This is a genomic window from Pseudonocardia petroleophila (assembly GCF_014235185.1).
Lineage (GTDB): Bacteria > Actinomycetota > Actinomycetes > Mycobacteriales > Pseudonocardiaceae > Pseudonocardia > Pseudonocardia petroleophila.
In genome coordinates this window covers 2,346,858-2,367,268 of sequence record NZ_CP060131.1, presented here as the reverse complement: position 1 = coordinate 2,367,268, position 20,411 = coordinate 2,346,858, and the positions used below count along the sequence as shown (strand labels likewise).

The window sequence follows — 20,411 nt, the reverse complement described above, 5'->3', positions numbered from 1 at the left end:
GCGTTCGTCGAGCGTCCGGTGTCAGGCCGAGGGGGTCTCGTCCACCAGGAGGTTGCGGGTGCGCAGCGGGTCGACGGGGATGCCCGGTCCCGTCGTCGTGCTCACCGTGATCTTCTTGATGTACTTGCCCTTGGCCGCACTCGGCTTGGCGCGCAGGATCTCGTCCAGCGCGGCGCCGTAGTTCTCCACCAGCTTCTCGGTGTCGAACGACGCCTTGCCGATCACCATGTGCAGGTTGGCCTGCTTGTCGACGCGGAAGTTGATCTTTCCGCCCTTGATGTCGTTGACCGCCTTGGTGACGTCGGGCGTCACGGTGCCGGTCTTCGGGTTCGGCATCAGGCCGCGCGGGCCCAGGATGCGGGCGATCCGGCCGACCTTGGCCATCTGGTCCGGGGTGGCGATGGCGGCGTCGAAGTCGAGCCACCCGCCCTGGATCCGCTCGATGAGGTCCTCGGCGCCCACGACGTCGGCGCCGGCGGCCTCGGCCTCGGCGGCCTTGTCACCGGTGGCGAACACGATGACGCGGGCGGTCTTGCCCGTGCCGTGCGGCAGGTTGACCGTGCCGCGGACCATCTGGTCGGCCTTGCGGGGGTCGACACCGAGGCGCATCGCGACCTCGACGGTGGCGTCCATCTTCGTGCTCGCCGTCTCCTTGGCCAGGTTGGCGGCCTGGAGCGGCGTGTACAGGTTGTCCTTGTCGATCTTCTCCGCGGCTTCGCGGTAGGCCTTGCTGCGCTGTGCCATCTGAATCCTCAGTCTCGTTCAGGTCGTGGTGCGAGCCGCGCCCGGCTCTCCCACGCATGCAGGGGGGGTGGTGCTCAGCCCTTGATCGTGATGCCCATCGAGCGCGCGGTGCCGGCGATGATCTTCGCGGCCTGCTCGATGTCGTCGGCGTTCAGATCGGCCATCTTGGTCTGGGCGATGGAGCGCACCTGGTCCATGGTCACCGAGGCGACCTTGGTCTTGTGCGGCTCGCCGCTGCCCTTCTCCACACCGGCCGCCTTGAGCAGCAGACGCGCCGCGGGCGGGGTCTTGAGAGCGAAGGTGAACGAGCGGTCCTCGAACACCGAGATCTCGACCGGCACGATGTCGCCGCGCTGCGCCTCGGTGGCGGCGTTGTAGGCCTTGCAGAACTCCATGATGTTGACGCCGTGCTGGCCGAGCGCGGGGCCGACCGGCGGGGCCGGGGTCGCGGCCCCGGCCTTGATCTGGAGCTTGATGATCGCGGAGAGCTTCCGCTTCTTGGGGGGCATCTCTGTGTCCTCGTACTAGATCTTGGAGACCTGGCTGAATGCCAGCTCGACAGGGGTCTCGCGGCCGAAGATCGACACCAGCACCTTGAGCTTCTGGGCGTCGATGTTGACCTCGTTGATGGTGGCCGGGAGCGTGGCGAACGGACCGTCCATGACGGTGACGGACTCGCCGACCTCGAAGTCGACCTCGACCGTGGGCTTGCCGCCCGTGCTCGCGCCGGAGTCGGCCTTGCCACCCGCGGCGGCCGGCTTCGGCTCGACCTTGGGCAGCAGGAACTTGATGACCTCGTCGTGGGTGAGCGGCGAGGGCTTCGAGGTGGCACCCACGAACCCGGTGACGCCGGGCGTGTTGCGCACGGCGCCCCACGACTGGTCGTTGAGATCCATCCGGACCAGGATGTAGCCGGGCAGCACCTTGCGCTGCACCTGCTTGCGCTGGCCGTTCTTGATCTCGGTGACCTCCTCGGTGGGCACCTCGACCTGGAAGATGAAGTCCTCGACGTCGAGCGTCTGCACGCGCGTCTCGAGGTTGGTCTTCACCTTGTTCTCGTAGCCGGCGTAGGAGTGCACGACGTACCAGTCGCCGGGCGCGCGCCGCAGCGCGGCCCGCATCTCCTCGACGGGGTCGACCTCTTCCTCGACCTCCGGCTCCACGACCTCGTCCGTGGCGACGTCGTCGGCCCCGGGCTCGTCCTCGGTGTAGCTGTCGGACACGACCTCGGCGCCGTGGGCGGCCTCGACGTCGGCGTCCTGCACGGCCTGCTCGGGGAGATCAGCGTCGGGAGTGGCCTCGGCCGTGGCGTCGAGCGCGGCCTCGTTGGCCTCGATCTCGCTGTCGGACAGCTGTGTGCCGCCGTCTGGGGAACTCACGTACGTCTCGCTTCCTTCTCCGTGTCGTGCCGGGTCACGTGCCGAACAGGTACGTGACACCCTGCGCGAACACCAGATCCAGCAGTGCGACGAACGCGACCATGAAGGACACGAAGACCAGCACGACGATCGTGTAGGTGATGAGCTGCTTGCGCGTGGGCCAGATGACCTTGCGCAGCTCGGCTATCACCTCGCGCAGGAACCGGATCAGCCTGCTCGGCAGCGAGGCCTTCTCGGGACGGCCGTCCCGGACCGCGGTGGCCCGACCCTTGTCGCCGCCGCCGGTCGGCGTGGAGCCGGCCCGTCGACCCCGACGGTCGGCAGCGGAGCCCGGGCGTTCCCGCCCGTCTTCGCTTGCCTCGCGCTCGTCCGTCACGACCGTCCTCCAGCTCGCCGTCGGATGGCCGACCGGCAGGAACTGCCGGTCGGATCCGCTGCTTCCGTCCTGTACGCAGTGCAGGGGTGACAGGACTTGAACCTGCAACCTGCGGTTTTGGAGACCGCTGCTCTGCCAGTTGAGCTACACCCCTAGACCACCCCGCCGGGAGACCTGCCCGCCGACGGAGAGGTGCGTCGCGTGACGACGCACCCAGCACGACGAGTGTACGGCACCCGACGGGGCGGTTCCGCCCGCCCTACTTGTCGAGCGGGCCCAGCGCGACGAGCGCGGCCGCGCGCTGCGCGTACTTCCAGTTGCCCAGGTCGGCGACGGTCGAGATGCCGAGCTCCTTGAGGATGGCGTCGTGCCGCTCGCTCAGACCCTCGAGCGCGGACGGCGGGGCCGCGAGGATCTCCTCGGCGGACTTGTCCTCCCACGCCTTGTCCACGAGCTTGCCGAACTTCACGTCGTGCTCCCTCCGGTCGGGTACGTCTGTGCGTCGCGCAGCATCGACCCACCGCCGCGACGGCGGCGACCCGGGGTGCTCAGGACGGGAGCGCGACCTCGGCCACGGCCCGCCCCAGCACGGTCTTCCCGTCGAACCGGGCGGTGATCGCGACCGTGGCGATCCCGCCCGTCACGTCGGTGACCTTGCCGGACAGCTCGACCAGCGCGCCCTCGTCGTCGTCGGGGACGACCACGGGGCGGGTGAAGCGGACGCCGTAGCTGCGCACCGCGGACGGGTCGCCCACCCACGCCGTGACGAACCGGCCGGCCAGCGCCATCGTCAGCATCCCGTGCGCGATGACGCCGGGGAGCCCGACGCCGGTGGCGACGCGGTCGCTCCAGTGGATCGGGTTGAGGTCGCCGGAGGCGCCCGCGTAGCGGACCAGGTCGGCTCGGGTGACGCGCAGCTCCAGCGGGGGCAGCTCGGTGCCCTTCTCGACGTCGCTCATCCGGCCGTCACCAGCAGTGCCTTCGTGGTGGCGACCGGGGTGCCGTCGACGTCGGAGACCTCGCAGCGCAGCGTGAGCATGTGGCTGCCCGCACGGGTGCTGAGGTCGTCGACGTGGATCACGGTGACCAGCTCGTCGCCGCCGTGGATCGGGCGGTGCAGCACGATCGACTGGTCGCCGTGGACCATCCGCGAGTAGTCCCAGCCGAGCGCCGGGTCGCGCAGGAAGCCCTCGATCAGCGGCATCGTGAACGTGACGGCGAAGGTGGGCGGCGCGACGACGTCGGGATGACCCGCGGCGCGGGCCGCGTCGACGTCCGTGCACACGGAAGCGCCCTCGCCGATGGCGAGGGCGAATTCCTTGATCTTCTCCCGGCCGACCAGGTACGGCGCCGAGGGCGCCAGTGCCGTGCCGACGAACGAGGCGTCGGGCACCGTCAGCGGGTCTCGCGGTGCTCGCGGTGCGTGCCGCAGTTGGCGCAGAACTTCTTGATCGCGAGGCGATCGGGGTCGTTGCGCCGGTTCTTCTTGGTGATGTAGTTGCGGTGCTTGCACTGCTCGCACGCCAGCGTGATCTTCGGCCGGACGTCCGTGGCCTTACCCATCGCGGGTGCCTCCATGCTTGTCTGTCACTGAGTCGAACTGGTAGCGGTGGCCGGACTTGAACCGGCGACACAGCGATTATGAGCCGCTTGCTCTACCAGCTGAGCTACACCGCTATGCGAGGCTGCTCACGCCGCCTCACCGAGCCCCTTTACGGAATCGAACCGTAGACCTTCTCCTTACCATGGAGACGCTCTGCCGACTGAGCTAAAGGGGCGGCACAGGCCTGCGGGCGGTCACTCCCCGCGGCCGTTGAAGATGCTACACACCCTCCGCGGCGACCCGAAATCGCCTCCCGTCACCAGCTCGATGTGCGCAGTCCGGGCAGGTGGCCGGCGTGGGCGAGCTCGCGGAGCTTCACCCGGGAGACGCCGAACTTCCGCAGGTAGCCGCGCGGGCGGCCGTCGGCGGCGTCGCGGTTGCGCACGCGCGTCGCGCTCGCGTCGCGGGGCTGGCGGTTCAGCTCGCGGACCGCGGCGGCGCGCTCGCCGTCGGGCGTGGTGGGCCGGGCGATGACCGCCTTGAGCTCGGCGCGGCGCTCCGCGTGCGCCGCCACGATCGCCTTGCGCCGCTCGTTCTTCGCGATCATGCTGGTCCTGGCCATCAGACCGTCCCTCCCCTGGCCCGGATGCGGGCGACCGCGGCGTCGATACCGATCCGGTCGATCGTCCTGATCGCGTCGGCCGAGAGCCGCAGCCGCACGGTGCGACCCTCGAACCGGTAGCGCTTCACCTGGATGTTCGGGTCCCAGCGGCGGCTCGTGCGGCGGTGGGAGTGCGACACGTTCCTGCCGAAGCCCGGTTCGCGACCGGTCAGCTCGCAGCGCCTGGACATCAGGACCTCCCGGGGCGGGGGTAGGGCAGCAGCGCCATCTCGCGGGCGTTGCGGATGGCCGTGGCCACCTGCCGCTGCTGCTGGGGGGTCAGCCCGGTCACCCGGCGGGCGCGGATCTTGCCGCGGTCGGAGACGAACTGGCGGAGCAGGTTCGTGTCCTTCCAGTCCACCTCGGTGATCTTCTTCGCGTGCAGCGGGTTGACCTTCTTCCGCGGCACGCGCTCGGCGCGGGCCATCAGCGCTCCTCCCGGAACTCGACGTGGCGCCGGACGACGGGGTCGTACTTGCGCAGCGTCATCCGGTCCGGGTCGTTGCGCCGGTTCTTCCGGGTGACGTACGTCGTGCCGGTGCCCGCCGTCGAGCGCATCTTCACGATCGGCCGGAGCTCGGTGCCGCGGGCCATCGCCCACCTCCTTGCGTAACGACATTCGTTTTCATCTACGGTGGAGGCTACCCCACCCCAGGAGGTCCCGTGTCCCGCCCCGAGCTCCTCGTGCTCACCGGGCTCACCGCGCCCGGCGTCGAGGACGTCGTCACCCGTCTCCGCACGCTCGACCCCGACGTGGCCGTGCTGCACCACGACCTGCGCGACGTCGGGGCCGGCCTGGTTCGGCGCCGCCTGCGCACCCGCGACGCCGACGTCACGACCACCGTCGAGCTGGCCCACGGCTGCGTGTCCTGCACGCTGCGCGAGGACCTGCTCCCGCAGCTGCGCGCGCTGGCCGGTCCCGGCGGGCCGGCGCGGATCGTGCTGCACCTCGACCCCGTGCTCGAACCCGAGAACCTCTGCTGGTCGCTGCTGCACGTCCTCGTCGACGGCCGGCCGGTCGTCGACGAGGTGGAGCTGCTCGGGGTCGTCGCCGTCGTCGACGCGGGGACCTGGTTCGCCGACGCCACCGGCGACGCGACGCTGCCCGAGCGCGGGTGCCCGGAGCCGGGGCGCGCGGGTGACGACGCGGACGAGCGGACCGTGGCCCAGGTCGCCGTCGGGCAGGCGGAGTTCGCCGACCTGCTCGTCGTCACCGGCACCGCCGACGCCTGGGAGCGGGCCCGGCTCGACGCCGTCCTCGCCCGGCTGGCCCCCGCCGCCCCGCGCGTGCGGGCCGGGGCGCTCGACGAGCGGGTGTTCGCCCCGGGCGCGGCCCGCCGGGGGCGACCCGACGACGTCCACGCGCCCCTGCTGGCGGGCACTCCCCCGCTCGACGGCGACTGCGGCGTGCGGCTCGTCGTGTTCTCGGCGCGGCGCCCGTTCCACCCGGAGCGCCTGCACGACGCCCTCGACGTGCTGCTCGACGGCGTGGTCCGCGCCCGCGGCCGGATCTGGCTCGCGACCCGCCCGGAGGCCGTGCTGTGGCTGGAGTCCGCTGGCGGCGGGCTGCGGGTCGGCCACGCGGGCGACTGGCTCGACGGCGCGGGCGACGCCGCGTGGGAGGCCGCGTCACCGCAGCGGCAGGCGATCGCGGCGCTGGGCTGGCACCCGCGCTTCGGCGACCGGGCGCAGGACCTCGTCGTCCTCTCGCACGCCGCCGACCCCGACGAGATCGACGCCGTCCTGCGCGAGGCCCTGCTGACCGACCTCGAGCTGGCCGACCCGGACGCGTGGGGCGCGCTGCCCGACCCGTTCGGCTGGTGGCACACCGACCCCTGCGCACCCGCCGCCGACGCGGTGGCGGGCCCCGAGCACCACTCCGAGGAGGAGCACTGATGGCCGTCCCCAAGCGCCGGGTGTCCCGGTCCCGCACCCGCAGCCGGCGGGCGCAGTGGAAGGCGGCGGTGCCCGACCTGGTGCCGGTGCGGATCGACGGGCGCGAGCACCGGGTGCCGCGGCGGCTGGTGCGCGCCTACCAGCGGGGCCTGATCGCCCCTCCCGAGCAGCCACGGGCGTAAGGGCCCTTACCCCGGCCGCCGCGGCGCGCGGCCGGGGAACGGCGTGATCACCCGATGCCGGGGTCCGGGCCTCAGCACGAGGCTGGTGCCATGTTCTTCGACAACCCGCACCTGTCCCTCACCGCCGATCTCCGCCACCGCGAGCTGCTCGCGGAGGCCGAGCTGTTCCGGCTCGGCCGCCTCGCGCGGCTCGCCCGCCGGGCCCGTCGCCCGGAACGGCCGCCGGCGCCGCCGAGGCCCCCGGAGGCCACCCGCTCCCCCTCGGCGAACTCGGACGCGAACCGTCGGTACGCCGTGTCACGATGACCGACGTGACGCGGATCGGGGCGGGCATCGAGCTGGTGGGGCGCCGGCACGAGGTGTCGGTGCTGGCCGCCGCGCTCGACCGCGCCGCCGCGGGCTCGCCGACGGGCGTGCTGCTCTCCGGCGACGCGGGCGTCGGCAAGTCCCGGCTCGTGGCGGAGGCGGTGGCGCGGGCGTCGGCGGCGGGGTTCGCCGTGCTCACCGGCCGCTGCCTCGACACCGCGGAGGCGGCGCTGCCCTACCTCCCGTTCACCGAGCTCGTCGGCACGCTCGCGGAGCGGGAGCCCGAGCTCGTCGCCGCGCACGAGGCGCTGCGGCACCTGCTGCCCGGCGGGCCGCAGCGGGCCGAGCCGGGCGGCGCCCGCGAGCTCGGTCAGCTCCGCGTGTTCGACGCCGTGCTGTCCGTGCTCGACGCGCTCACCGCCGGCACCCCCGCCCTGGTCGTGCTGGAGGACCTGCACTGGGCCGACCGCTCCAGCCGCGACCTGCTGGTCTTCCTGCTCTCCCGCCTCGACGCCCAGCGGCTGGTCGTCCTGGCCACCTACCGCTCCGACGACCTGCACCGCCGCCACCCGCTGCGGCCGGTTCTCTCCGAGCTGGTGCGGCTGCCTGCCGTCGAGCGGGTGGAGCTGGAGCCGCTCGACCCGTCCGACGTGCTGGCGCTCGTCCGGCTGCTCGCCGACGGGTCGCTCACGCCGCAGCTGCTGCACAGCGTCGCCCGCCGCAGCGAGGGCAACGCGTTCTTCGCCGAGGAGCTGGTCTCCAGCTGCTCCGACGGGCTGCCGCACAGCCTCGTCGAGGTGCTGCTGGCCCGCGTCGAGAGCCTCACCCCGGCCACGCAGCGGCTGCTGCGGGTGGCGTCGGTGGCCGGTCGGCAGGTCCGGCACGACCAGCTCGCCGCGGTGGCCGGCCTCGACGTCGACGAGCTGGAGCTGGGCCTGCGCGAGGCGGTGCACCACCACGTCCTCGTCGCCGACGAGCACGCCGGGGACGGCTACGTCTTCCGGCACGCCCTGCTGCGCGAAGCCATCCACCACGACCTGCTGCCCGGGGAGCGCAGCCGGCTGCACGCCGCGTTCGCCGCGCTGCTGGCCGACCCCTCCGCCCCCGACGAGCCGGGCCGCGCGGCCGTGCTCGCCCACCACGCCCTCGCCGCGCACGACCTGCCCACCGCGCTCGCCGCGTCGGTGTCGGCGGCCCGGGAGGCCGACGGGCAGGAGGCCCCCGCGGAGCTGCTGCTGCACGCCGAGCGGGCGCTGGAGCTGTGGCCCGCCGTCCCCGACGCGGAGACCGTCGCCGGGGCCCCGGAGCACCAGCTCACCCGGATGGCGGCCTGGGCCGCGAGCGCCACGGGCGACCCCGAGCGGGGCACCGCGCTGGGCCGGCGCGCGCTGGAGCTGGCCGAGCGCCACGGCGACCCGGTGCTCACCGCGGCGGTGCGCGTCAAGTACGCGCTGCGGCTGCTGGAGCGCAACGACGACGGCTACGCCGACGCCCGCGCCGCCGCCGAGCAGGCGATGGCGGTGTTCGGGACGCGCCCGCCGTCCGGCGACCTCGCCTGGTGCCACGCCGTGCTCGCGCGGGCGCACTACCGGGTCGACGAGTTCCCCGACGCGGTGCGCGAGGCCGAGCTGGCCGTGCGGGTCGCGTCCGCCCTCCCCGACACCGACCACTTCGCCCACGCCGCGGCGGCCGACGCCCTGGTCACGATGGCCGGCTGCGAGGCGTACTCGGGGCGCCCCGAGCAGGCCAGGGCGCGGCTCGCCACCGCGCGCTCGCTGGCCCGCCGGGCCGGCGACCTCGGGGCGGAGCTGCGCACGTACTCCGCCGTCGGCTTCTCGCTGCTGGAGGAGTGCTGCTTCGCCGAGGCCGCCGCCGAGCTGGCCGAGGGCGAGGACCGCGCCGCGGCCACCGGCCTGCGCTGGAGCATGCCTGGCCTCGACGTCCGCGTGGCCCACGTGGCGGCCCGGTTCCTCGGCGGCGACTGGGACGCCGCGGAGACCGCGGCCGACCTCGCGGGGGCCGCGGTGCCGGCGTCGGTGTCGGCGCGGCTGGTCGCGGCGGGGCTGCTGGTGGCGGCCGCCCGCGGGCGGTTCGAGGTGGTGGAGCGCCGGTACGCGGAGCTGAGCGCGCAGCCGGAGGGGATGCAGGCGGTGGTGTACCTCGGCGTCGCCGCCACCGAGGCCGCGCTGTGGCAGGGCAGGCCCGACGACGCGGTGGCCCGTGCGCGGGCGGGGCAGGCCGCGCTGGACGCGATCGAGGGGTACGCGTTCGGCGGCATCGCGCTCGCCGCGCTGGGCATCGCCGGCCACGCCGAGCGGGTCGCCGCGGGCGTCGACGCCGCCGACGCCGCGCCGGCCGTCGAGCGGATGGTGGCCCACGCCGAGGAGACCGCGCGGCGCGGGCTGCCGCGCGGCGCCGAGATGGGCCCCGAGGGCCGGGCCTGGCTGCTCCGGGTGCACGCCGAGCGCACGCGGCTCACCGGGCCCGACCCGTCGGCGTGGGACGCGGTGGTCGACGCGTTCGGCTACGAGCCCGAGGGGCTCGGCTACCGCGGGGCGTACGCACGGCTGCGCCGGGCCGAGGCGCGGCTCGCCTCCGGGGCGGCCACCGACGTCGCCGACGACCTCCGCCACGCCCGCCGCACCGCCACCGCCCTGCGGGCCGCCCCGCTGCTGGCCGCGGTCGACGCGCTGGCCGCGCGGGCCGGAGTCGCGCTCGACGGGACGGCACCGGCTCCCGACGTCCTCACGCCGCGGGAGCGCGCGGTGCTGGAGCAGGTGGCGCAGGGCCGGACCAACCGGCAGGCCGGGGCGGCCCTGTTCATCAGCGAGAAGACGGTGAGCGTCCACCTGTCCCGGGTGATGGCGAAGCTGGGGGCCGCCAGCCGCACCGAGGCCGTGAGCGTCGCCTACGACCGCGGCCTCCTGTCCCCCCGCGTCCCGGCCTGACCCGCCGGATCCCCGGGGGCGCTGGCCCCCGCGGCCCCGCACCGGCCCGCGCGGCCCCCTTGATGGCTACTTCCTGGTAACTAGGGTGGGGTGACCCGACCCACACCGAGGAGGCCGGCGATGCCGCCGAGCACCACCTGGGCCACCCGCCCGGACCTGTCCGACATCGAGCGGTTCTGGACGGCCCCCATCGCCGAGCGGGCGGCGGCGTTCGCGGCCCTGCGCGAGCGGGAGCCGGTGCCGTTCTTCGCCGAGCCCGAGGCCGGCTTCCTGCCCCAGGGACCCGGCTACTGGGCCCTGACCCGCCTCGACGACCTCGTCGAGGCCAGCCGCAACGCGAAGGTGTTTACCTCCGGCGCGGGCGCGACGAACATCGCCGACCTCCCGCCGGAGTTCCTCGAGTTCTACGGCTCGATGATCAACACCGACGACCCGCGGCACGCCCGCCTGCGCCGGATCGTCTCGCGCGGGTTCACCCCGAAGCGCCTGGCCGCGATCACCGACGACGTGCAGGCCATCGCCACCCGGATCGTCGACGACGTGGTCGACGCCGGGGAGTGCGACGCGGTCTCCACGATCTCCGCCCGGCTCCCGCTCAAGATCGTCTGCGACATGATGGGCGTGCCGGAGAGCCAGTACGACTTCGTCTACCGGACGTCGAACGTGATCCTCGGGGCGAGCGACCCGGAGTACGTCCCGGACGCGGAGAACATCGTCGTGGCGCTGCTGCAGGCGGGCAACGAGCTCGCCGAGCTGATGCGCGACCTCGCGCGGCACCGCGAGCAGCGCCCCACCGACGACGTGACCTCGGCGCTGATCAACGCGGAGATCGACGGCGAGCGCCTCACCCCCGACGAGCTCGCGAGCTTCTTCATCCTGCTCGTCGTCGCGGGCAACGAGACCACCCGCAACGCGATCAGCTGGGGCCTCAAGCTGCTCACCGACCACCCCGAGCAGCGCCGGGCCTGGCTCGCCGACCTCGACGGCGTCACCCCGACCGCGGTCGAGGAGATCGTCCGCTGGGCGTCGCCGGTGATCTTCATGCGCCGCACCCTGGCCGTCGACGCCGCGCTCGGCGGGCAGCGGATGAGCGCGGGCGACAAGGTGCTGCTGTTCTACTGGGCCGCCAACCGCGACCCCGCGCACTTCACCGACCCCGACGCGTTCGACGTCCGCCGCTCCCCCAACCCGCACGTCGGCTTCGGCGGTGCCGGACCGCACTTCTGCCTGGGCGCCCACCTCGCGCGCCGGGAGATGTCGGTGATGTTCCGCGAGCTGCTCACCCGCGTGCCCGACATCCACGCCACCGCCGAGCCCAGGAGGCTGCAGTCGATGTTCATCAACGGGATCAAGTCGATGCCCGTGAGCGCCCGGTGAGCGCGCCGTCGCTGGACTACCCGGAGGTCCCCGTCGGGGCCCTGCTGGCCGGGTCGGCGCGGCGCTTCGGCGACCGCACCGCGATCCACTACGCCGGCCGCGACCTGTCCTTCACCGACCTGCACGCCCGGGCCTGCGCGTTCGCGAACGCGCTGCGCGCCGAGGGGATCGGCCGCGGCGACGTCGTCGCGATCCACCTGCCCAACTGCCCGCAGTACGCGATCGCCTACTACGGCATCCTGCTGGCGGGGGCCGTGTTCACCCCGACCAACCCGCTGCTGCCCCCGCCCGACCTGGCCGCCCAGCTCGCCGACGCCCGCGCCGTCGCCGCCGTCACCTGGGCCGCGGCCGCCCCGGCCCTGGCCGCCGTGCGCGACCGCACCGCGATCCGGCTCGTGCTGGTCACCGACCGCGAGCAGGCGCTCGACCCGGCGCACCGGCTCGCCGTCGACGGCATGACGGACTTCGAGGCCTTCCACGCCGACGCCCCGACCGGCGCACCCGCCGTCGACATCGACGTGCGCGGCGACCTCGCCCACCTCGCCTACACCGGCGGCACGACGGGCCGGTCGAAGGGCGTGCAGCTGCCGCACCGCAACGTCGTGGTCAACGTGCTGCAGTACGCCTGCTGGGGCTCCGGCTCCCTGCCCGGGCTCGACGCCGACGGCGGCGTCGTCCTCGACCAGGTCGAGCCGCCCGAGGAGTACCCGACCCGGCTGGGCACCGGCGTGGCGATCGGCCTCGCCCCGTGGTTCCACGCGATGGGCACGATCGGCGGGCTCAACGTCCCGGTACTGAGCGGCTCCACGACCGTGCTGCACGAGCGCTTCGACCCGGGCGCCTACCTCGCCGACGCCGAGCGCTTCGCCGTCACCGGGATGAGCGGGGCCCCGCCGATCTACGGGGCGCTGCTGCACCACCCCGACTTCGCCGTCCGCGACCTGTCCTCGATCCGCAGCATCAGCTCGGGGGCCGCGCCGCTGCCCGTCGAGATGATCAGGGGGTTGCAGGACCGGCTCGGCGCGGACGTCGTCATCGCGGAGGGGTACGGCCTCACCGAGGTGACGATGGGCGCCACCATCGGCCCGGCCGCGCGGTCGGCGGTGCGCAAGGCCGGCACCGTCGGGCTGCCGGTGCCCGACACCGAGGTCCGGGTCGTCGACCCGGCCGGGGACGACCTGACCGCCCTGCCCACCGGCGAGCCGGGCGAGGTCGTGATCCGCGGGCCGCAGGTGATGATCGGCTACCAGGACCGGCCCGAGGACAACGCGGCCGTCCTCGTCGACGGCTGGCTGCGCACCGGTGACATCGGCGTCCTCGACGAGGACGGCTACCTGTCCATCGTCGACCGCAAGAAGGACATGCTGATCTACAAGGGCTACAACGTGTACCCGCGCGACCTGGAGGAGCTGCTGCACGCGCAGCCCGGGGTGGCGGGGGCCGCGGTGGTCGGGCGGCCGGACCTGTCGGCGGGCGAGCTGCCCGTGGCGTTCGTCGTGGCGCCGGGCGCCGACCCCGACGCGCTGATGGCCGCGGTCAACGCGCAGGTCACGCCGTACAAGCGGATCCGGGAGCTGCACCTCGTCGACGCCATCCCGGTGTCGGCGGCGGGCAAGGTGCTCAAGCGTGAGCTGCGGGAACGGCTACGGAAGGACACGAACGAGTGACGCACAGCTAACGAATCAGGGGGCGGGGGCGATGTTCCGGGTGTACGGCCACCCGGCACGCGCGCACCGGACCGGACACGTTCCCCGCCCCACTGATCGAAGACGGTGCCGCCATGTCCTCATCCCCGCTCGCCCCCGCCGGACGCCACCACCGCACCTCCACCGCCCGCGAGCGCGCCCTGCGCACCCTCGACGTGGCGGGCCGGCTGGGCACGCTGGTGACGCTCGCGGCCCTGCTGGTCGTCGCGGGGGCCGTCGGCGGCCTGTTCGACGGCACCCCCGCGACCGAGAACGCCACCGTCACGGCGACGTTCGGCCGCTGACGCCCCCGGGCGCCGGTGCTCAGGCGGCCTCGGCCTGACCGAGCGGCGTCTTGAGGACGTGGTCGACCAGCCGCATGACCAGCTGACCACCGCCCAGGCGGTACCCGAACTCCTCCCAGGTGAGCAGCTCCCGCGAGAGCACCTCGCCCACGGGACCGGGGTACAGCCGGGTCACCCGGAAAGCGGCTGCTCGCAGCCGCATCTTCTCGTGATGATCCATGGGTACGGGGCTCATTCCGACTCACCTCCGCGTGCGATGCGGGGCTCTCAGCGTTGAGGGGCCACCCTGGGGGATCCGTTCATAGTGCTGCCGGCTGCGCTGCCCGCACCCCATCGTACCCGAAGAGTGACCAGGATCTCACCCTCTGCGCACAGGTCGTACGGATGCCGTGACCGAGCGCTAACGTGATCTTCGTGGCTCCCCGTGACGTGCTCTGGTCCGACATCACCGGCATCTACGAGGCGATCCTCGCCCACCCGTTCCTGTCCGGCCTCGCCGACGGCACGCTGCCGCGCGAGGCGTTCCGGCACTACGTCGTGCAGGACGCGCACTACCTGCGCGGCTACGCGAAGGCGCTGGCGGTGTGCGCCGCGAAGGCCCCGACCGAGGACGCCACGGTGATGTTCGCGGGGCACGCCGCCGGCGCCATCGCGGCCGAGCGCGACCTGCACGCGTCGCTGCTCGACGAGCTCGGCACGCTGGACGACCCGGTCGCCCCCGCCACCCAGGCCTACCTCAGCTACCTGCTCGCCACCGCGCACGGCGGCTCCTACACCGACGCGGTCGGCGCGGTCCTGCCCTGCTACTGGATCTACGCCCGGGTCGGGGAGACGCTGCTCCGGACCGGCTCGCCCGATCCCCTCTACGCCCGCTGGATCGCGATGTACGGCGGCGAGGACTACCGGTCGGTCGTCGACGCGGTGCTGGCCGAGACCGACCGCGCGGCCGCGGCCCTGTCCGAGCCCGACCTCGCGCGGATGCGGCGCCACTTCACCACGACGTCGCGGTACGAGTGGATGTTCTGGGACGGGGCGTACCGGCAGGAGCGCTGGCCCGTCTAGCGCTCAGCGCTGGTCGATCCGGTCCGGGATCACGATGTGCAGCACGAACCCGACCACGGCCACCACGATCGCCCCGACGAACGCCGCCCCGAACCCGCCGACGACGAACGGCAGGCCGAGACCGCCCGCGATGAAGCCGACGAGCAGGAACAGCAGCGCGTTGACCACGAGCCCGACCAGGCCGAGCGTCAGGATGTAGAACGGGCAGCCGACGACCTTGATGAGCGGCTTGAGCACCGCGTTGACCAGGCCGAAGATCAGGGCGACGGCCACGAGCGTGCCGACCCGCGCCCCGGTGCCGCCCGCGTCGTTCTCGATGCCGGGGACGATGAGGGTGGCGATCCACAGGCTGACGGCGACGACCGCCACCCGCACGACGAAGGCGAGCGCGTTCGACATCAGTCCACCAGCGCCGAGGTGACGAGCGTGCGCAGCTGCGGGCGGATCGGGTGGGTGCTCGACGGCATGAGCTGGGTCAGGAACACGGCGGTGATCTCCTCGGTGGGATCGACGTAGAACGCGGTGCTGGCCAGCCCGCCCCAGGCGTACTCGCCGGCACTGGTGAGGGCCTTGCCCGCGGCGGGATCGACGACCACGGAGAAGCCCAGACCGAACCCGACCCCGTGGTAGGTCGACTCGGCGAAGATGGGACGGCCGAACTGCTGCAGGTCGACGCCGCCGGGCAGGTGGTTGCGCGTGGCGTAGGCGACGGTGCGGGGGCCGAGCAGGCGCACCCCGTCGAGCTCGCCGCCGCGGGCGAGCATGCGGGTGAAGCGGTGGTAGTCCGCAGCCGACGACACCAGCCCGCCGCCGCCGGAGAGGAACGTCGGCTCGCGCAGCGCGGCGTCGCCCATCCGGTCGTGGCGGTGCAGGCCGCCGCCGGGCCGCGGGACGTAGAGGGCGGCGAGGCGCTCGGGGTCGGCGGCGCCGAACCCGGTGTCGGTCATGTCGAGCGGGCGCAGGACCTCCTCGGTGAGGAACGCGTCGAGCGACCGGCCGGACGCCACCTCGACGACGCGGCCGAGCACGTCGGTGGCGACCGAGTAGTTCCACTCCGCGCCCGGCTGGTGCACCAGCGGGATGCCGGCCCAGGCGTCGCAGGCCGACTCGAGGTCCATCCCCGCCGGCACGCCGAACTCGAAGCCGCGGCTGCGGTACATCTCGTCGACGGGGTGGGCGTGGTGGAAGCCGTAGGTCAGGCCTGCGGTGTGGGTGAGCAGGTGCCAGATCCGCACCGGCTCGGTGGCGGGCTCGGTGCCGGGGTTGGCCGCGGCGCCGCCGCGGTAGACCCGCAGGTCGGCGAACGCCGGGATGTACTGCGCGACCGGGTCGGTCAGGGCGAGCAGGCCGCGCTCGTAGAGCATCAGGGCGGCGACGGAGGTGACCGGCTTGGTCATCGAGTAGATCCGCCACAGCGTGTCGTCGCCGACGGGGCGGGCGGCCTCGACGTCGGCCAGTCCGTGGTGGGTCAGGTGCACGACCCGGTCGCGCCGGGCGACCACGACGGTCCAGCCGGCGAGCCGCCCGTCGTCGACGTAGCGGCTGAAGTGCTCGTCGATCCGGGCGAGCCGCAGCGGGTCGAACCCGACCTCCGCCGGCTCCGCTTCCACCTTCAGTTCGGCCACGCCACCACCCTACTGACGACCGGGCGGGGCGAGTCCGGCCGCGACGTCGTCGATCACCAGGACCCAGTCGAGCTCGGCGTCCTCCGGCCCGGTGACCGGCGGGAAGAACGGCGTCGACCCCGAGCGCTGCACCGACCCGGCGTCGACCGGCTCACCCGTGCGCGGATCGAACCACCAGGCCCGCAGCGCGTCGCCGGGCAGGCCGGTGGTGTCGAGGGCGAAGCCCTCGCCCGCCGGGGCGTGGGCCATCAGGTGGTCGGGGCCGCGCAGGACGCCCGCCGTCCCCTCGGTGAGCAGCCGCGGGGCCGGGGTGCGGGCGCTGCGCGAGTCGGTCAGGGCGCGCAGGTGCGCCATCTGCGTCGCGCCCTCGTCGACGAGCGCGGCGGCCCGGACGGCGGGGTCGTCGGCCCAGGCGGCGTGGTGGCCGTAGGTGTGGCCCGCGGCCCCGGCGAAGACGTCGGCGTAGGCGCTGCGGCGCACGTCGACGGCCTCGGTCCGGCCGGGGCCCGCGCACGCGGGGGCGTCCTCGTAGCTGGGCTGCGCGTCGAGCACGGGGCGGACGGGCGGGCGGCTGCGCAGCCGCGCCACGAGGTCCCCGACGGCGGAGCACGGCCCGCTGCGGAACTGCCCGAACGACAGCCACTCCACCGCCCCGACGGCGTCGGACGACGACCCGCCCGGGCCCGGCGCGAACGTCATGAGCGGGTCCGGCTCCGCGGCCGCCGCGATGCCGTCGGCGACGGCCGACCACTCCGGCGCGTCGTCCCCGGAGCCGTCGCCGAGGACCCAGACGACCCGGTCGCCGTAGCGCTCCCCGAGGAACGGGCCCAGCCCCGGGTCCGGCTGCGCGGGGGTGATCGCCACGCGGAGGCCGCGCTCGGCGGCCTCGGCCACCGCGGTGTCGACGCGGGCCCAGTCCCCACCGGCGGGGACGGCGGTCTGCACGACCGTGAACCCCTGCGCCGCGCGGACGTCGAGGTAGTGCTCGACCTCGGCCGGGTCGCCCGAGGCCAGCAGGCCCCAGGCGGTGTCGGCCAGCCACAGGAACGGCGCGCCGCCCGCGGTGAACGAGCGGCCGTCCGGGCTGATCTCCAGCGGTGTCAGGCCGGGTGCGGGGGCCGCGGCGGCGGTCAGCGGTGCGGCGAGCGCGGTGGCGAGCACCGCGGCCAGCGTCCGGTGCTTCACGGGGCCACCTCCACGAGACGGTCGAGGGCGCGGCGCAGCAGCGCGCGCTCGTCGGGGTCGAGCGGGGCCAGCAGGCGTCGCTCGCACTCGGCCAGCCGCCCGACGGCGGCGGCGAGCAGCGACGCACCGGCCGGCGTCAGCTCCAGGACCAGCACCCGGTTGTTGCCGGGCATCGGGGTGCGCCGGACGAGCCCGCGGTCGTCGAGGCGGCGCACGAGCGTCGCGGTGGTGGTGCGGTCCAGCCCGATCGCGGCGCCGAGCTCGTGCTGGCGCGCGACCGGCCCACCGGCCAGGCGCTCCATCAGCGCGAAGTGCCGGACCGGGAGCCCGACCTCGGCCAGCGCGCGCTCGTCGAGGCTCTCCGCGCGACCCAGCACGGAACGGAGCCGTGCGGTCATCGTGTCCATCCGGTTCCTCCGTCCGGTCGGGCACCGATCCTCGCCTCGCCGGACCCGGGTCACGCGGTGACGCGCGGCGAGGACACCCGAACGGGAACGCGCACCGGTGCGGCAGGGTGGGCCGGATGGACGAACGGACGCGGTCGTGGTGGGGCTGGGGATGGACGCAGGAGGCGCTGGCCGACGACGCCTGCGCCGGGCTGGCCGCCGGGCTGCCGGGCTGCGCGACGGACCCGGTGCCCGTGCCGGCGGTCCCGGCGCTGCCCGCGCCCCGGGTCGCCCCGCCCGCCGCGCTCGCCGACCGGTTCACCGCCGACCCGGCGGCCCGCGCCGCGCACACCTACGGCAAGGCGTTCCGCGACGTCGTCCGCGCGCTGGCCGGGGACCTGTCCGCGGCGCCCGACCTGGTGGCCTTCCCGCGCTCCGACGACGACGTGGCGGCCGTGCTGGACTGGGCGGGCGGCGCGGGCGTGGCGGTGGTGCCCTACGGCGGCGGCAGCTCCGTGGTGGGCGGCACCGAGCACCGCGGCGACGGCCCCGCGGTGTCGCTCGACCTCACCCGGCTCGGCCGCGTCCTCGAGGTCGACGCCACGAGCCGCGCCGCGCGGGTGCAGGGCGGCACGCTCGGTCCGGGTCTGGAGGACCAGCTCCGCCCGCACGGGCTGACCATGCGGCACTTCCCGCAGAGCTTCGAGTTCTCCACCGTCGGCGGCTGGCTCGCCACCCGCTCCGGCGGGCACTACGCGATGGGCGGCACGCACGTCGACGACTTCGTGGAGTCGCTGCGGGTGGTCACCCCGGCCGGGGTCAGCGAGTCGTGGCGGCTGCCCGGGTCGGGCGCGGGACCGTCACCGGACCGGCTGTTCCTCGGCTCGGAGGGCGCGCTCGGCGTCATCACCGAGGCGTGGCTGCGGGTGCAGCACCGGCCGGAGCACCGGGCGTCGGCCGCGGTGCGGTTCGTCCGCTTCGACGACGGGCTGGCCGCGGTCCGCGAGATCGCGCAGTCCGGCGTGACCCTGGCCAACTGCCGGCTGCTCGACCACGGCGAGGCGCACTTCTCCGGCGCCGCGGAGGGCGGGCACGCGGTGCTGGTGCTCGGGGCCGAGTCGGCCCGTGCCCCGGTGGACGTGGCCGGGCCGGTCGCGATCGCCCGCGCGCACGGCGGCGTCGTCGAGGAGCGGGGGGACGCGGTCGGCACCTGGCGCTCGGCGTTCCTGCGCATGCCCTACCTGCGCGACGGGCTCACCCGCTGCGGCGCGATCGTGGAGACCTTCGAGACGGCCTGCACGTGGGACGCCGCCGACGCACTGGTCGAGGCCGTGCGCAGCGAGGTCGGTGCGGCGGTCCGCGAGGTGTGCGGCGTCGACGGGATCGTCAACTGCCGGGTCACGCACGTCTACCCGGACGGCCCAGCCCCCTACTTCACGGTGCTGGCCGGCGGCCGCCCCGGCATGCAGCTCGGGGCCTGGGACGAGATCAAGACCGCCGCGATGGAGGTGCTGACGCGGCACCGCGCGACCGTCACCCACCACCACGCCGTCGGCCGCGACCACCGCCCCGGCTACGACCGCCAGCGCCCCGACCTGTTCGCCGCGTCCCTGCGCGCGGTGAAGGGCGTCCTCGACCCGCGGGGCGTCCTCAACCCCGGGGTGCTGGTCTGATCCGGTCACACAACACCCGGATCGGACGCGACACCGGGGATGATCCGGTCATGCTTCCCCTCCCCGGCGACGACGAGGTGCTCCACGCGCTCGCCCGCCGCCGCGACGGCGGGGGGCGCGCGGACGGCCACCGCATCGCGCTCGTCGTCAGCGGCGGCGGGATGCGCGGCGTCTACGCGGGCGGGATGGCCCACGCCCTGGACGACGCCGGGCTCGGCGACTGCTTCGACGTCGTCTACGGCAGCTCCGCGGGCGCCTACATCGGCGGCGCGCTGCTGCTCGGCGACGGGCGGGGCGCGGCGCACATCTTCTTCGAGGACATGGCGTGCCGGGCGTTCATCGACCCGCGGCGCCTGGGCACCCGCCGCCCGATGGTGTCGCTGGACCACCTGCTCGGCCACATCCTCACCGTCGCCAAGCCGCTGGTGTGGGAGCGGCTGGTCGGCTCCCCGCTGCGGGTGGTCGCGACCGCGGCCGACGACCTCACCGGGCACGTGCTGGAGCCCCGGTCGGCGCCGGAGTGGCGGCTCGCGCTGCGCGCCACCGCGGCGATCCCGGTGCTGGCCGGGCCCGCGGTCCGGCTGCACGGCCGCCGCTGGATCGACGGGTCGGTGGCCGAGCCGCTGCCCGTGCAGCGGGCCCTGCGTGACGGCGCCACGCACGTCCTCGCGCTGCTCAACCGCACCCTGCCCGAGCTGCGGGCCGCCGACCCGGGCGCCGGGCCCGCCCGCTGGGCCCGGGCGCTGGACCGGTTGGCCCCCGGCCTGGGCGCGATGGCGCAGGAGAGCGCGCGGCACGGGCCGTCGCTGGCCGTCCTCGACGACGCGGGCCACCCGTCCCGCGACGGCGCGCACCTGCTCGCCGTCCTCCCCACCGACGACGTCGGCGTGCGGGGGCTGACCGTCGACGCCGCGCGCGTGGAACGTGCGGCCCGGGTCGGGTACGCCTCGATGCAGGCGGCGCTGAGCCGGGCGGACGGGACGGCTCCGGGCCGCCCGGACCGGGGACGGACGGGGTCAGTAGGGTCCGGCCCCTAGCACGAGACGCCCCGGCCGCCGCCCGGTCGCTCGCCGTCAGG

The 20,411-nt window shown here is 74.6% G+C and carries 27 protein-coding genes and 3 tRNA genes; 10 read left to right on the top strand and 20 right to left on the bottom strand.

What is annotated here, in order from left to right:
* Positions 1 to 21 precede the first annotated feature (21 nt).
* The 15 genes from rplA to rpmG (H6H00_RS11915) all read right to left on the bottom strand — a co-directional run bounded on the left by rplA (position 22) and on the right by rpmG (H6H00_RS11915) (position 5,297).
* Complete coding sequence (gene rplA, locus H6H00_RS11985) at positions 22 to 744, bottom strand: 50S ribosomal protein L1 (RefSeq protein WP_185721351.1); 723 nt, start codon at positions 742 to 744, stop codon at positions 22 to 24.
* A 74-nt stretch (positions 745 to 818) separates the two neighbouring features.
* On the bottom strand, positions 819 to 1,253 hold the full coding sequence (gene rplK, locus H6H00_RS11980; protein WP_185721350.1) for a 50S ribosomal protein L11: 435 nt from the start codon (positions 1,251 to 1,253) through the stop codon (positions 819 to 821).
* Between the two features lie 15 nt (positions 1,254 to 1,268).
* Positions 1,269 to 2,123 carry a transcription termination/antitermination protein NusG gene (gene nusG / locus H6H00_RS11975; protein ID WP_221775861.1) on the bottom strand — a complete coding sequence of 285 codons (855 nt, stop codon included), beginning with the start codon at positions 2,121 to 2,123 and terminating at the stop codon, positions 1,269 to 1,271.
* A 34-nt stretch (positions 2,124 to 2,157) separates the two neighbouring features.
* Positions 2,158 to 2,499, bottom strand: coding sequence for a preprotein translocase subunit SecE (secE, locus tag H6H00_RS11970; RefSeq protein ID WP_185721349.1), 342 nt, complete (start codon positions 2,497 to 2,499; stop codon positions 2,158 to 2,160).
* An 81-nt stretch (positions 2,500 to 2,580) separates the two neighbouring features.
* Positions 2,581 to 2,653 (bottom strand) — tRNA-Trp (locus H6H00_RS11965).
* A gap of 105 nt (positions 2,654 to 2,758) precedes the next feature.
* Positions 2,759 to 2,968: a hypothetical protein gene (locus tag H6H00_RS11960; RefSeq protein WP_185721348.1), complete on the bottom strand. Its 210-nt coding sequence runs from the start codon at positions 2,966 to 2,968 to the stop codon at positions 2,759 to 2,761.
* A 79-nt stretch (positions 2,969 to 3,047) separates the two neighbouring features.
* Positions 3,048 to 3,458 carry a MaoC/PaaZ C-terminal domain-containing protein gene (locus H6H00_RS11955; RefSeq protein ID WP_185721347.1) on the bottom strand — a complete coding sequence of 137 codons (411 nt, stop codon included), beginning with the start codon at positions 3,456 to 3,458 and terminating at the stop codon, positions 3,048 to 3,050.
* Positions 3,455 to 3,892 carry an FAS1-like dehydratase domain-containing protein gene (locus H6H00_RS11950; RefSeq protein ID WP_185721346.1) on the bottom strand — a complete coding sequence of 146 codons (438 nt, stop codon included), beginning with the start codon at positions 3,890 to 3,892 and terminating at the stop codon, positions 3,455 to 3,457. The genes H6H00_RS11955 and H6H00_RS11950 overlap by 4 nt, the downstream gene beginning before the upstream one ends.
* A 2-nt stretch (positions 3,893 to 3,894) precedes the next feature.
* Positions 3,895 to 4,062, bottom strand: coding sequence for a 50S ribosomal protein L33 (gene rpmG / locus H6H00_RS11945; protein ID WP_141278814.1), 168 nt, complete (start codon positions 4,060 to 4,062; stop codon positions 3,895 to 3,897).
* A gap of 38 nt (positions 4,063 to 4,100) precedes the next feature.
* Positions 4,101 to 4,176 (bottom strand) — tRNA-Met (locus H6H00_RS11940).
* A gap of 28 nt (positions 4,177 to 4,204) precedes the next feature.
* Positions 4,205 to 4,277, bottom strand: a tRNA-Thr gene (locus H6H00_RS11935).
* 81 nt (positions 4,278 to 4,358) lie between these two features.
* Positions 4,359 to 4,664, bottom strand: coding sequence for a 30S ribosomal protein S14 (rpsN, locus tag H6H00_RS11930; protein WP_185721345.1), 306 nt, complete (start codon positions 4,662 to 4,664; stop codon positions 4,359 to 4,361).
* Positions 4,664 to 4,894, bottom strand: coding sequence for a 50S ribosomal protein L28 (gene rpmB, locus H6H00_RS11925; RefSeq protein ID WP_185721344.1), 231 nt, complete (start codon positions 4,892 to 4,894; stop codon positions 4,664 to 4,666). Before rpmB ends, rpsN begins: the two co-directional genes overlap by 1 nt.
* Positions 4,894 to 5,130 carry a 30S ribosomal protein S18 gene (gene rpsR / locus H6H00_RS11920; protein WP_185721343.1) on the bottom strand — a complete coding sequence of 79 codons (237 nt, stop codon included), beginning with the start codon at positions 5,128 to 5,130 and terminating at the stop codon, positions 4,894 to 4,896. The genes rpmB and rpsR overlap by 1 nt, the downstream gene beginning before the upstream one ends.
* Positions 5,130 to 5,297, bottom strand: coding sequence for a 50S ribosomal protein L33 (gene rpmG, locus H6H00_RS11915; protein ID WP_185721342.1), 168 nt, complete (start codon positions 5,295 to 5,297; stop codon positions 5,130 to 5,132). Before rpmG (H6H00_RS11915) ends, rpsR begins: the two co-directional genes overlap by 1 nt.
* Before the next feature lie 69 nt (positions 5,298 to 5,366).
* Here rpmG (H6H00_RS11915) and mrf point away from each other — a divergent pair, with 69 nt between their 5' ends.
* From mrf to H6H00_RS11880, 7 genes are all read left to right on the top strand, one after another.
* Positions 5,367 to 6,599, top strand: coding sequence for a ribosome hibernation factor-recruiting GTPase MRF (mrf, locus tag H6H00_RS11910; protein WP_185721341.1), 1,233 nt, complete (start codon positions 5,367 to 5,369; stop codon positions 6,597 to 6,599).
* Complete coding sequence (gene rpmF, locus H6H00_RS11905) at positions 6,599 to 6,781, top strand: 50S ribosomal protein L32 (RefSeq protein ID WP_185721340.1); 183 nt, start codon at positions 6,599 to 6,601, stop codon at positions 6,779 to 6,781. The genes mrf and rpmF overlap by 1 nt, the downstream gene beginning before the upstream one ends.
* 90 nt (positions 6,782 to 6,871) lie before the next feature.
* Positions 6,872 to 7,087 (top strand): hypothetical protein, encoded by a 216-nt coding sequence (locus H6H00_RS11900; RefSeq protein ID WP_185721339.1) that lies wholly within the window; start codon positions 6,872 to 6,874, stop codon positions 7,085 to 7,087.
* Positions 7,084 to 10,035, top strand: a complete 2,952-nt coding sequence (locus H6H00_RS11895) for a helix-turn-helix transcriptional regulator (protein WP_185721338.1) — start codon at positions 7,084 to 7,086, stop codon at positions 10,033 to 10,035. The genes H6H00_RS11900 and H6H00_RS11895 overlap by 4 nt, the downstream gene beginning before the upstream one ends.
* A gap of 120 nt (positions 10,036 to 10,155) precedes the next feature.
* Positions 10,156 to 11,412, top strand: coding sequence for a cytochrome P450 (locus H6H00_RS11890; protein WP_185721337.1), 1,257 nt, complete (start codon positions 10,156 to 10,158; stop codon positions 11,410 to 11,412).
* Positions 11,409 to 13,079 (top strand): class I adenylate-forming enzyme family protein, encoded by a 1,671-nt coding sequence (locus H6H00_RS11885; protein WP_185721336.1) that lies wholly within the window; start codon positions 11,409 to 11,411, stop codon positions 13,077 to 13,079. The genes H6H00_RS11890 and H6H00_RS11885 overlap by 4 nt, the downstream gene beginning before the upstream one ends.
* A gap of 113 nt (positions 13,080 to 13,192) precedes the next feature.
* Complete coding sequence (locus tag H6H00_RS11880) at positions 13,193 to 13,402, top strand: hypothetical protein (RefSeq protein ID WP_185721335.1); 210 nt, start codon at positions 13,193 to 13,195, stop codon at positions 13,400 to 13,402.
* 19 nt (positions 13,403 to 13,421) lie between these two features.
* Here the strand turns inward: H6H00_RS11880 and H6H00_RS11875 are convergent, their stop codons facing one another.
* Entirely contained in the window at positions 13,422 to 13,637 is a 216-nt protein-coding gene (locus H6H00_RS11875) for a hypothetical protein (RefSeq protein ID WP_172157642.1), read from the bottom strand.
* A 179-nt stretch (positions 13,638 to 13,816) separates the two neighbouring features.
* Between H6H00_RS11875 and tenA the strand changes: the two genes are divergently transcribed.
* Positions 13,817 to 14,464: a thiaminase II gene (gene tenA / locus H6H00_RS11870; RefSeq protein WP_185721334.1), complete on the top strand. Its 648-nt coding sequence runs from the start codon at positions 13,817 to 13,819 to the stop codon at positions 14,462 to 14,464.
* Positions 14,465 to 14,467: 3 nt separating this feature from the next.
* Here the strand turns inward: tenA and H6H00_RS11865 are convergent, their stop codons facing one another.
* Genes H6H00_RS11865 through H6H00_RS11850 form a run of 4 tightly spaced genes read right to left on the bottom strand, consistent with a single transcriptional unit; the run spans position 14,468 to position 17,672 of the window.
* Positions 14,468 to 14,863, bottom strand: a complete 396-nt coding sequence (locus H6H00_RS11865; protein WP_185721333.1) for a phage holin family protein — start codon at positions 14,861 to 14,863, stop codon at positions 14,468 to 14,470.
* On the bottom strand, positions 14,863 to 16,089 hold the full coding sequence (locus H6H00_RS11860) for a serine hydrolase domain-containing protein (protein WP_185721332.1): 1,227 nt from the start codon (positions 16,087 to 16,089) through the stop codon (positions 14,863 to 14,865). The genes H6H00_RS11865 and H6H00_RS11860 overlap by 1 nt, the downstream gene beginning before the upstream one ends.
* 9 nt (positions 16,090 to 16,098) lie before the next feature.
* Positions 16,099 to 17,274: a glycoside hydrolase family 140 protein gene (locus H6H00_RS11855; protein WP_185721331.1), complete on the bottom strand. Its 1,176-nt coding sequence runs from the start codon at positions 17,272 to 17,274 to the stop codon at positions 16,099 to 16,101.
* Positions 17,271 to 17,672, bottom strand: coding sequence for a MarR family winged helix-turn-helix transcriptional regulator (locus H6H00_RS11850; RefSeq protein ID WP_185721330.1), 402 nt, complete (start codon positions 17,670 to 17,672; stop codon positions 17,271 to 17,273). Before H6H00_RS11850 ends, H6H00_RS11855 begins: the two co-directional genes overlap by 4 nt.
* A gap of 125 nt (positions 17,673 to 17,797) precedes the next feature.
* Here H6H00_RS11850 and H6H00_RS11845 point away from each other — a divergent pair, with 125 nt between their 5' ends.
* Positions 17,798 to 19,333, top strand: a complete 1,536-nt coding sequence (locus H6H00_RS11845) for an FAD-binding oxidoreductase (protein WP_185721329.1) — start codon at positions 17,798 to 17,800, stop codon at positions 19,331 to 19,333.
* Positions 19,334 to 19,383: 50 nt separating this feature from the next.
* Positions 19,384 to 20,370, top strand: a complete 987-nt coding sequence (locus H6H00_RS11840; RefSeq protein ID WP_185721328.1) for a patatin-like phospholipase family protein — start codon at positions 19,384 to 19,386, stop codon at positions 20,368 to 20,370.
* Positions 20,371 to 20,411: the final 41 nt, after the last annotated feature.

Coding starts and splice junctions, on each gene's coding strand:
- rplA (WP_185721351.1), bottom strand. CDS start 744: ATGGCACAGCGCAGCAAGGCCTACCGCGAAGCCGCGGAGAAGATCGAC.
- rplK (WP_185721350.1), bottom strand. CDS start 1,253: ATGCCCCCCAAGAAGCGGAAGCTCTCCGCGATCATCAAGCTCCAGATC.
- H6H00_RS11955 (WP_185721347.1), bottom strand. CDS start 3,458: ATGAGCGACGTCGAGAAGGGCACCGAGCTGCCCCCGCTGGAGCTGCGC.
- rpmG (WP_141278814.1), bottom strand. CDS start 4,062: ATGGGTAAGGCCACGGACGTCCGGCCGAAGATCACGCTGGCGTGCGAG.
- rpsN (WP_185721345.1), bottom strand. CDS start 4,664: ATGGCCAGGACCAGCATGATCGCGAAGAACGAGCGGCGCAAGGCGATC.
- rpmB (WP_185721344.1), bottom strand. CDS start 4,894: ATGTCCAGGCGCTGCGAGCTGACCGGTCGCGAACCGGGCTTCGGCAGG.
- rpsR (WP_185721343.1), bottom strand. CDS start 5,130: ATGGCCCGCGCCGAGCGCGTGCCGCGGAAGAAGGTCAACCCGCTGCAC.
- rpmG (WP_185721342.1), bottom strand. CDS start 5,297: ATGGCCCGCGGCACCGAGCTCCGGCCGATCGTGAAGATGCGCTCGACG.
- rpmF (WP_185721340.1), top strand. CDS start 6,599: ATGGCCGTCCCCAAGCGCCGGGTGTCCCGGTCCCGCACCCGCAGCCGG.
- H6H00_RS11900 (WP_185721339.1), top strand. CDS start 6,872: ATGTTCTTCGACAACCCGCACCTGTCCCTCACCGCCGATCTCCGCCAC.
- H6H00_RS11895 (WP_185721338.1), top strand. CDS start 7,084: ATGACCGACGTGACGCGGATCGGGGCGGGCATCGAGCTGGTGGGGCGC.
- H6H00_RS11890 (WP_185721337.1), top strand. CDS start 10,156: ATGCCGCCGAGCACCACCTGGGCCACCCGCCCGGACCTGTCCGACATC.
- H6H00_RS11880 (WP_185721335.1), top strand. CDS start 13,193: ATGTCCTCATCCCCGCTCGCCCCCGCCGGACGCCACCACCGCACCTCC.
- H6H00_RS11875 (WP_172157642.1), bottom strand. CDS start 13,637: ATGAGCCCCGTACCCATGGATCATCACGAGAAGATGCGGCTGCGAGCA.
- H6H00_RS11865 (WP_185721333.1), bottom strand. CDS start 14,863: ATGTCGAACGCGCTCGCCTTCGTCGTGCGGGTGGCGGTCGTCGCCGTC.
- H6H00_RS11850 (WP_185721330.1), bottom strand. CDS start 17,672: ATGACCGCACGGCTCCGTTCCGTGCTGGGTCGCGCGGAGAGCCTCGAC.
- H6H00_RS11845 (WP_185721329.1), top strand. CDS start 17,798: ATGGACGAACGGACGCGGTCGTGGTGGGGCTGGGGATGGACGCAGGAG.
- H6H00_RS11840 (WP_185721328.1), top strand. CDS start 19,384: ATGCTTCCCCTCCCCGGCGACGACGAGGTGCTCCACGCGCTCGCCCGC.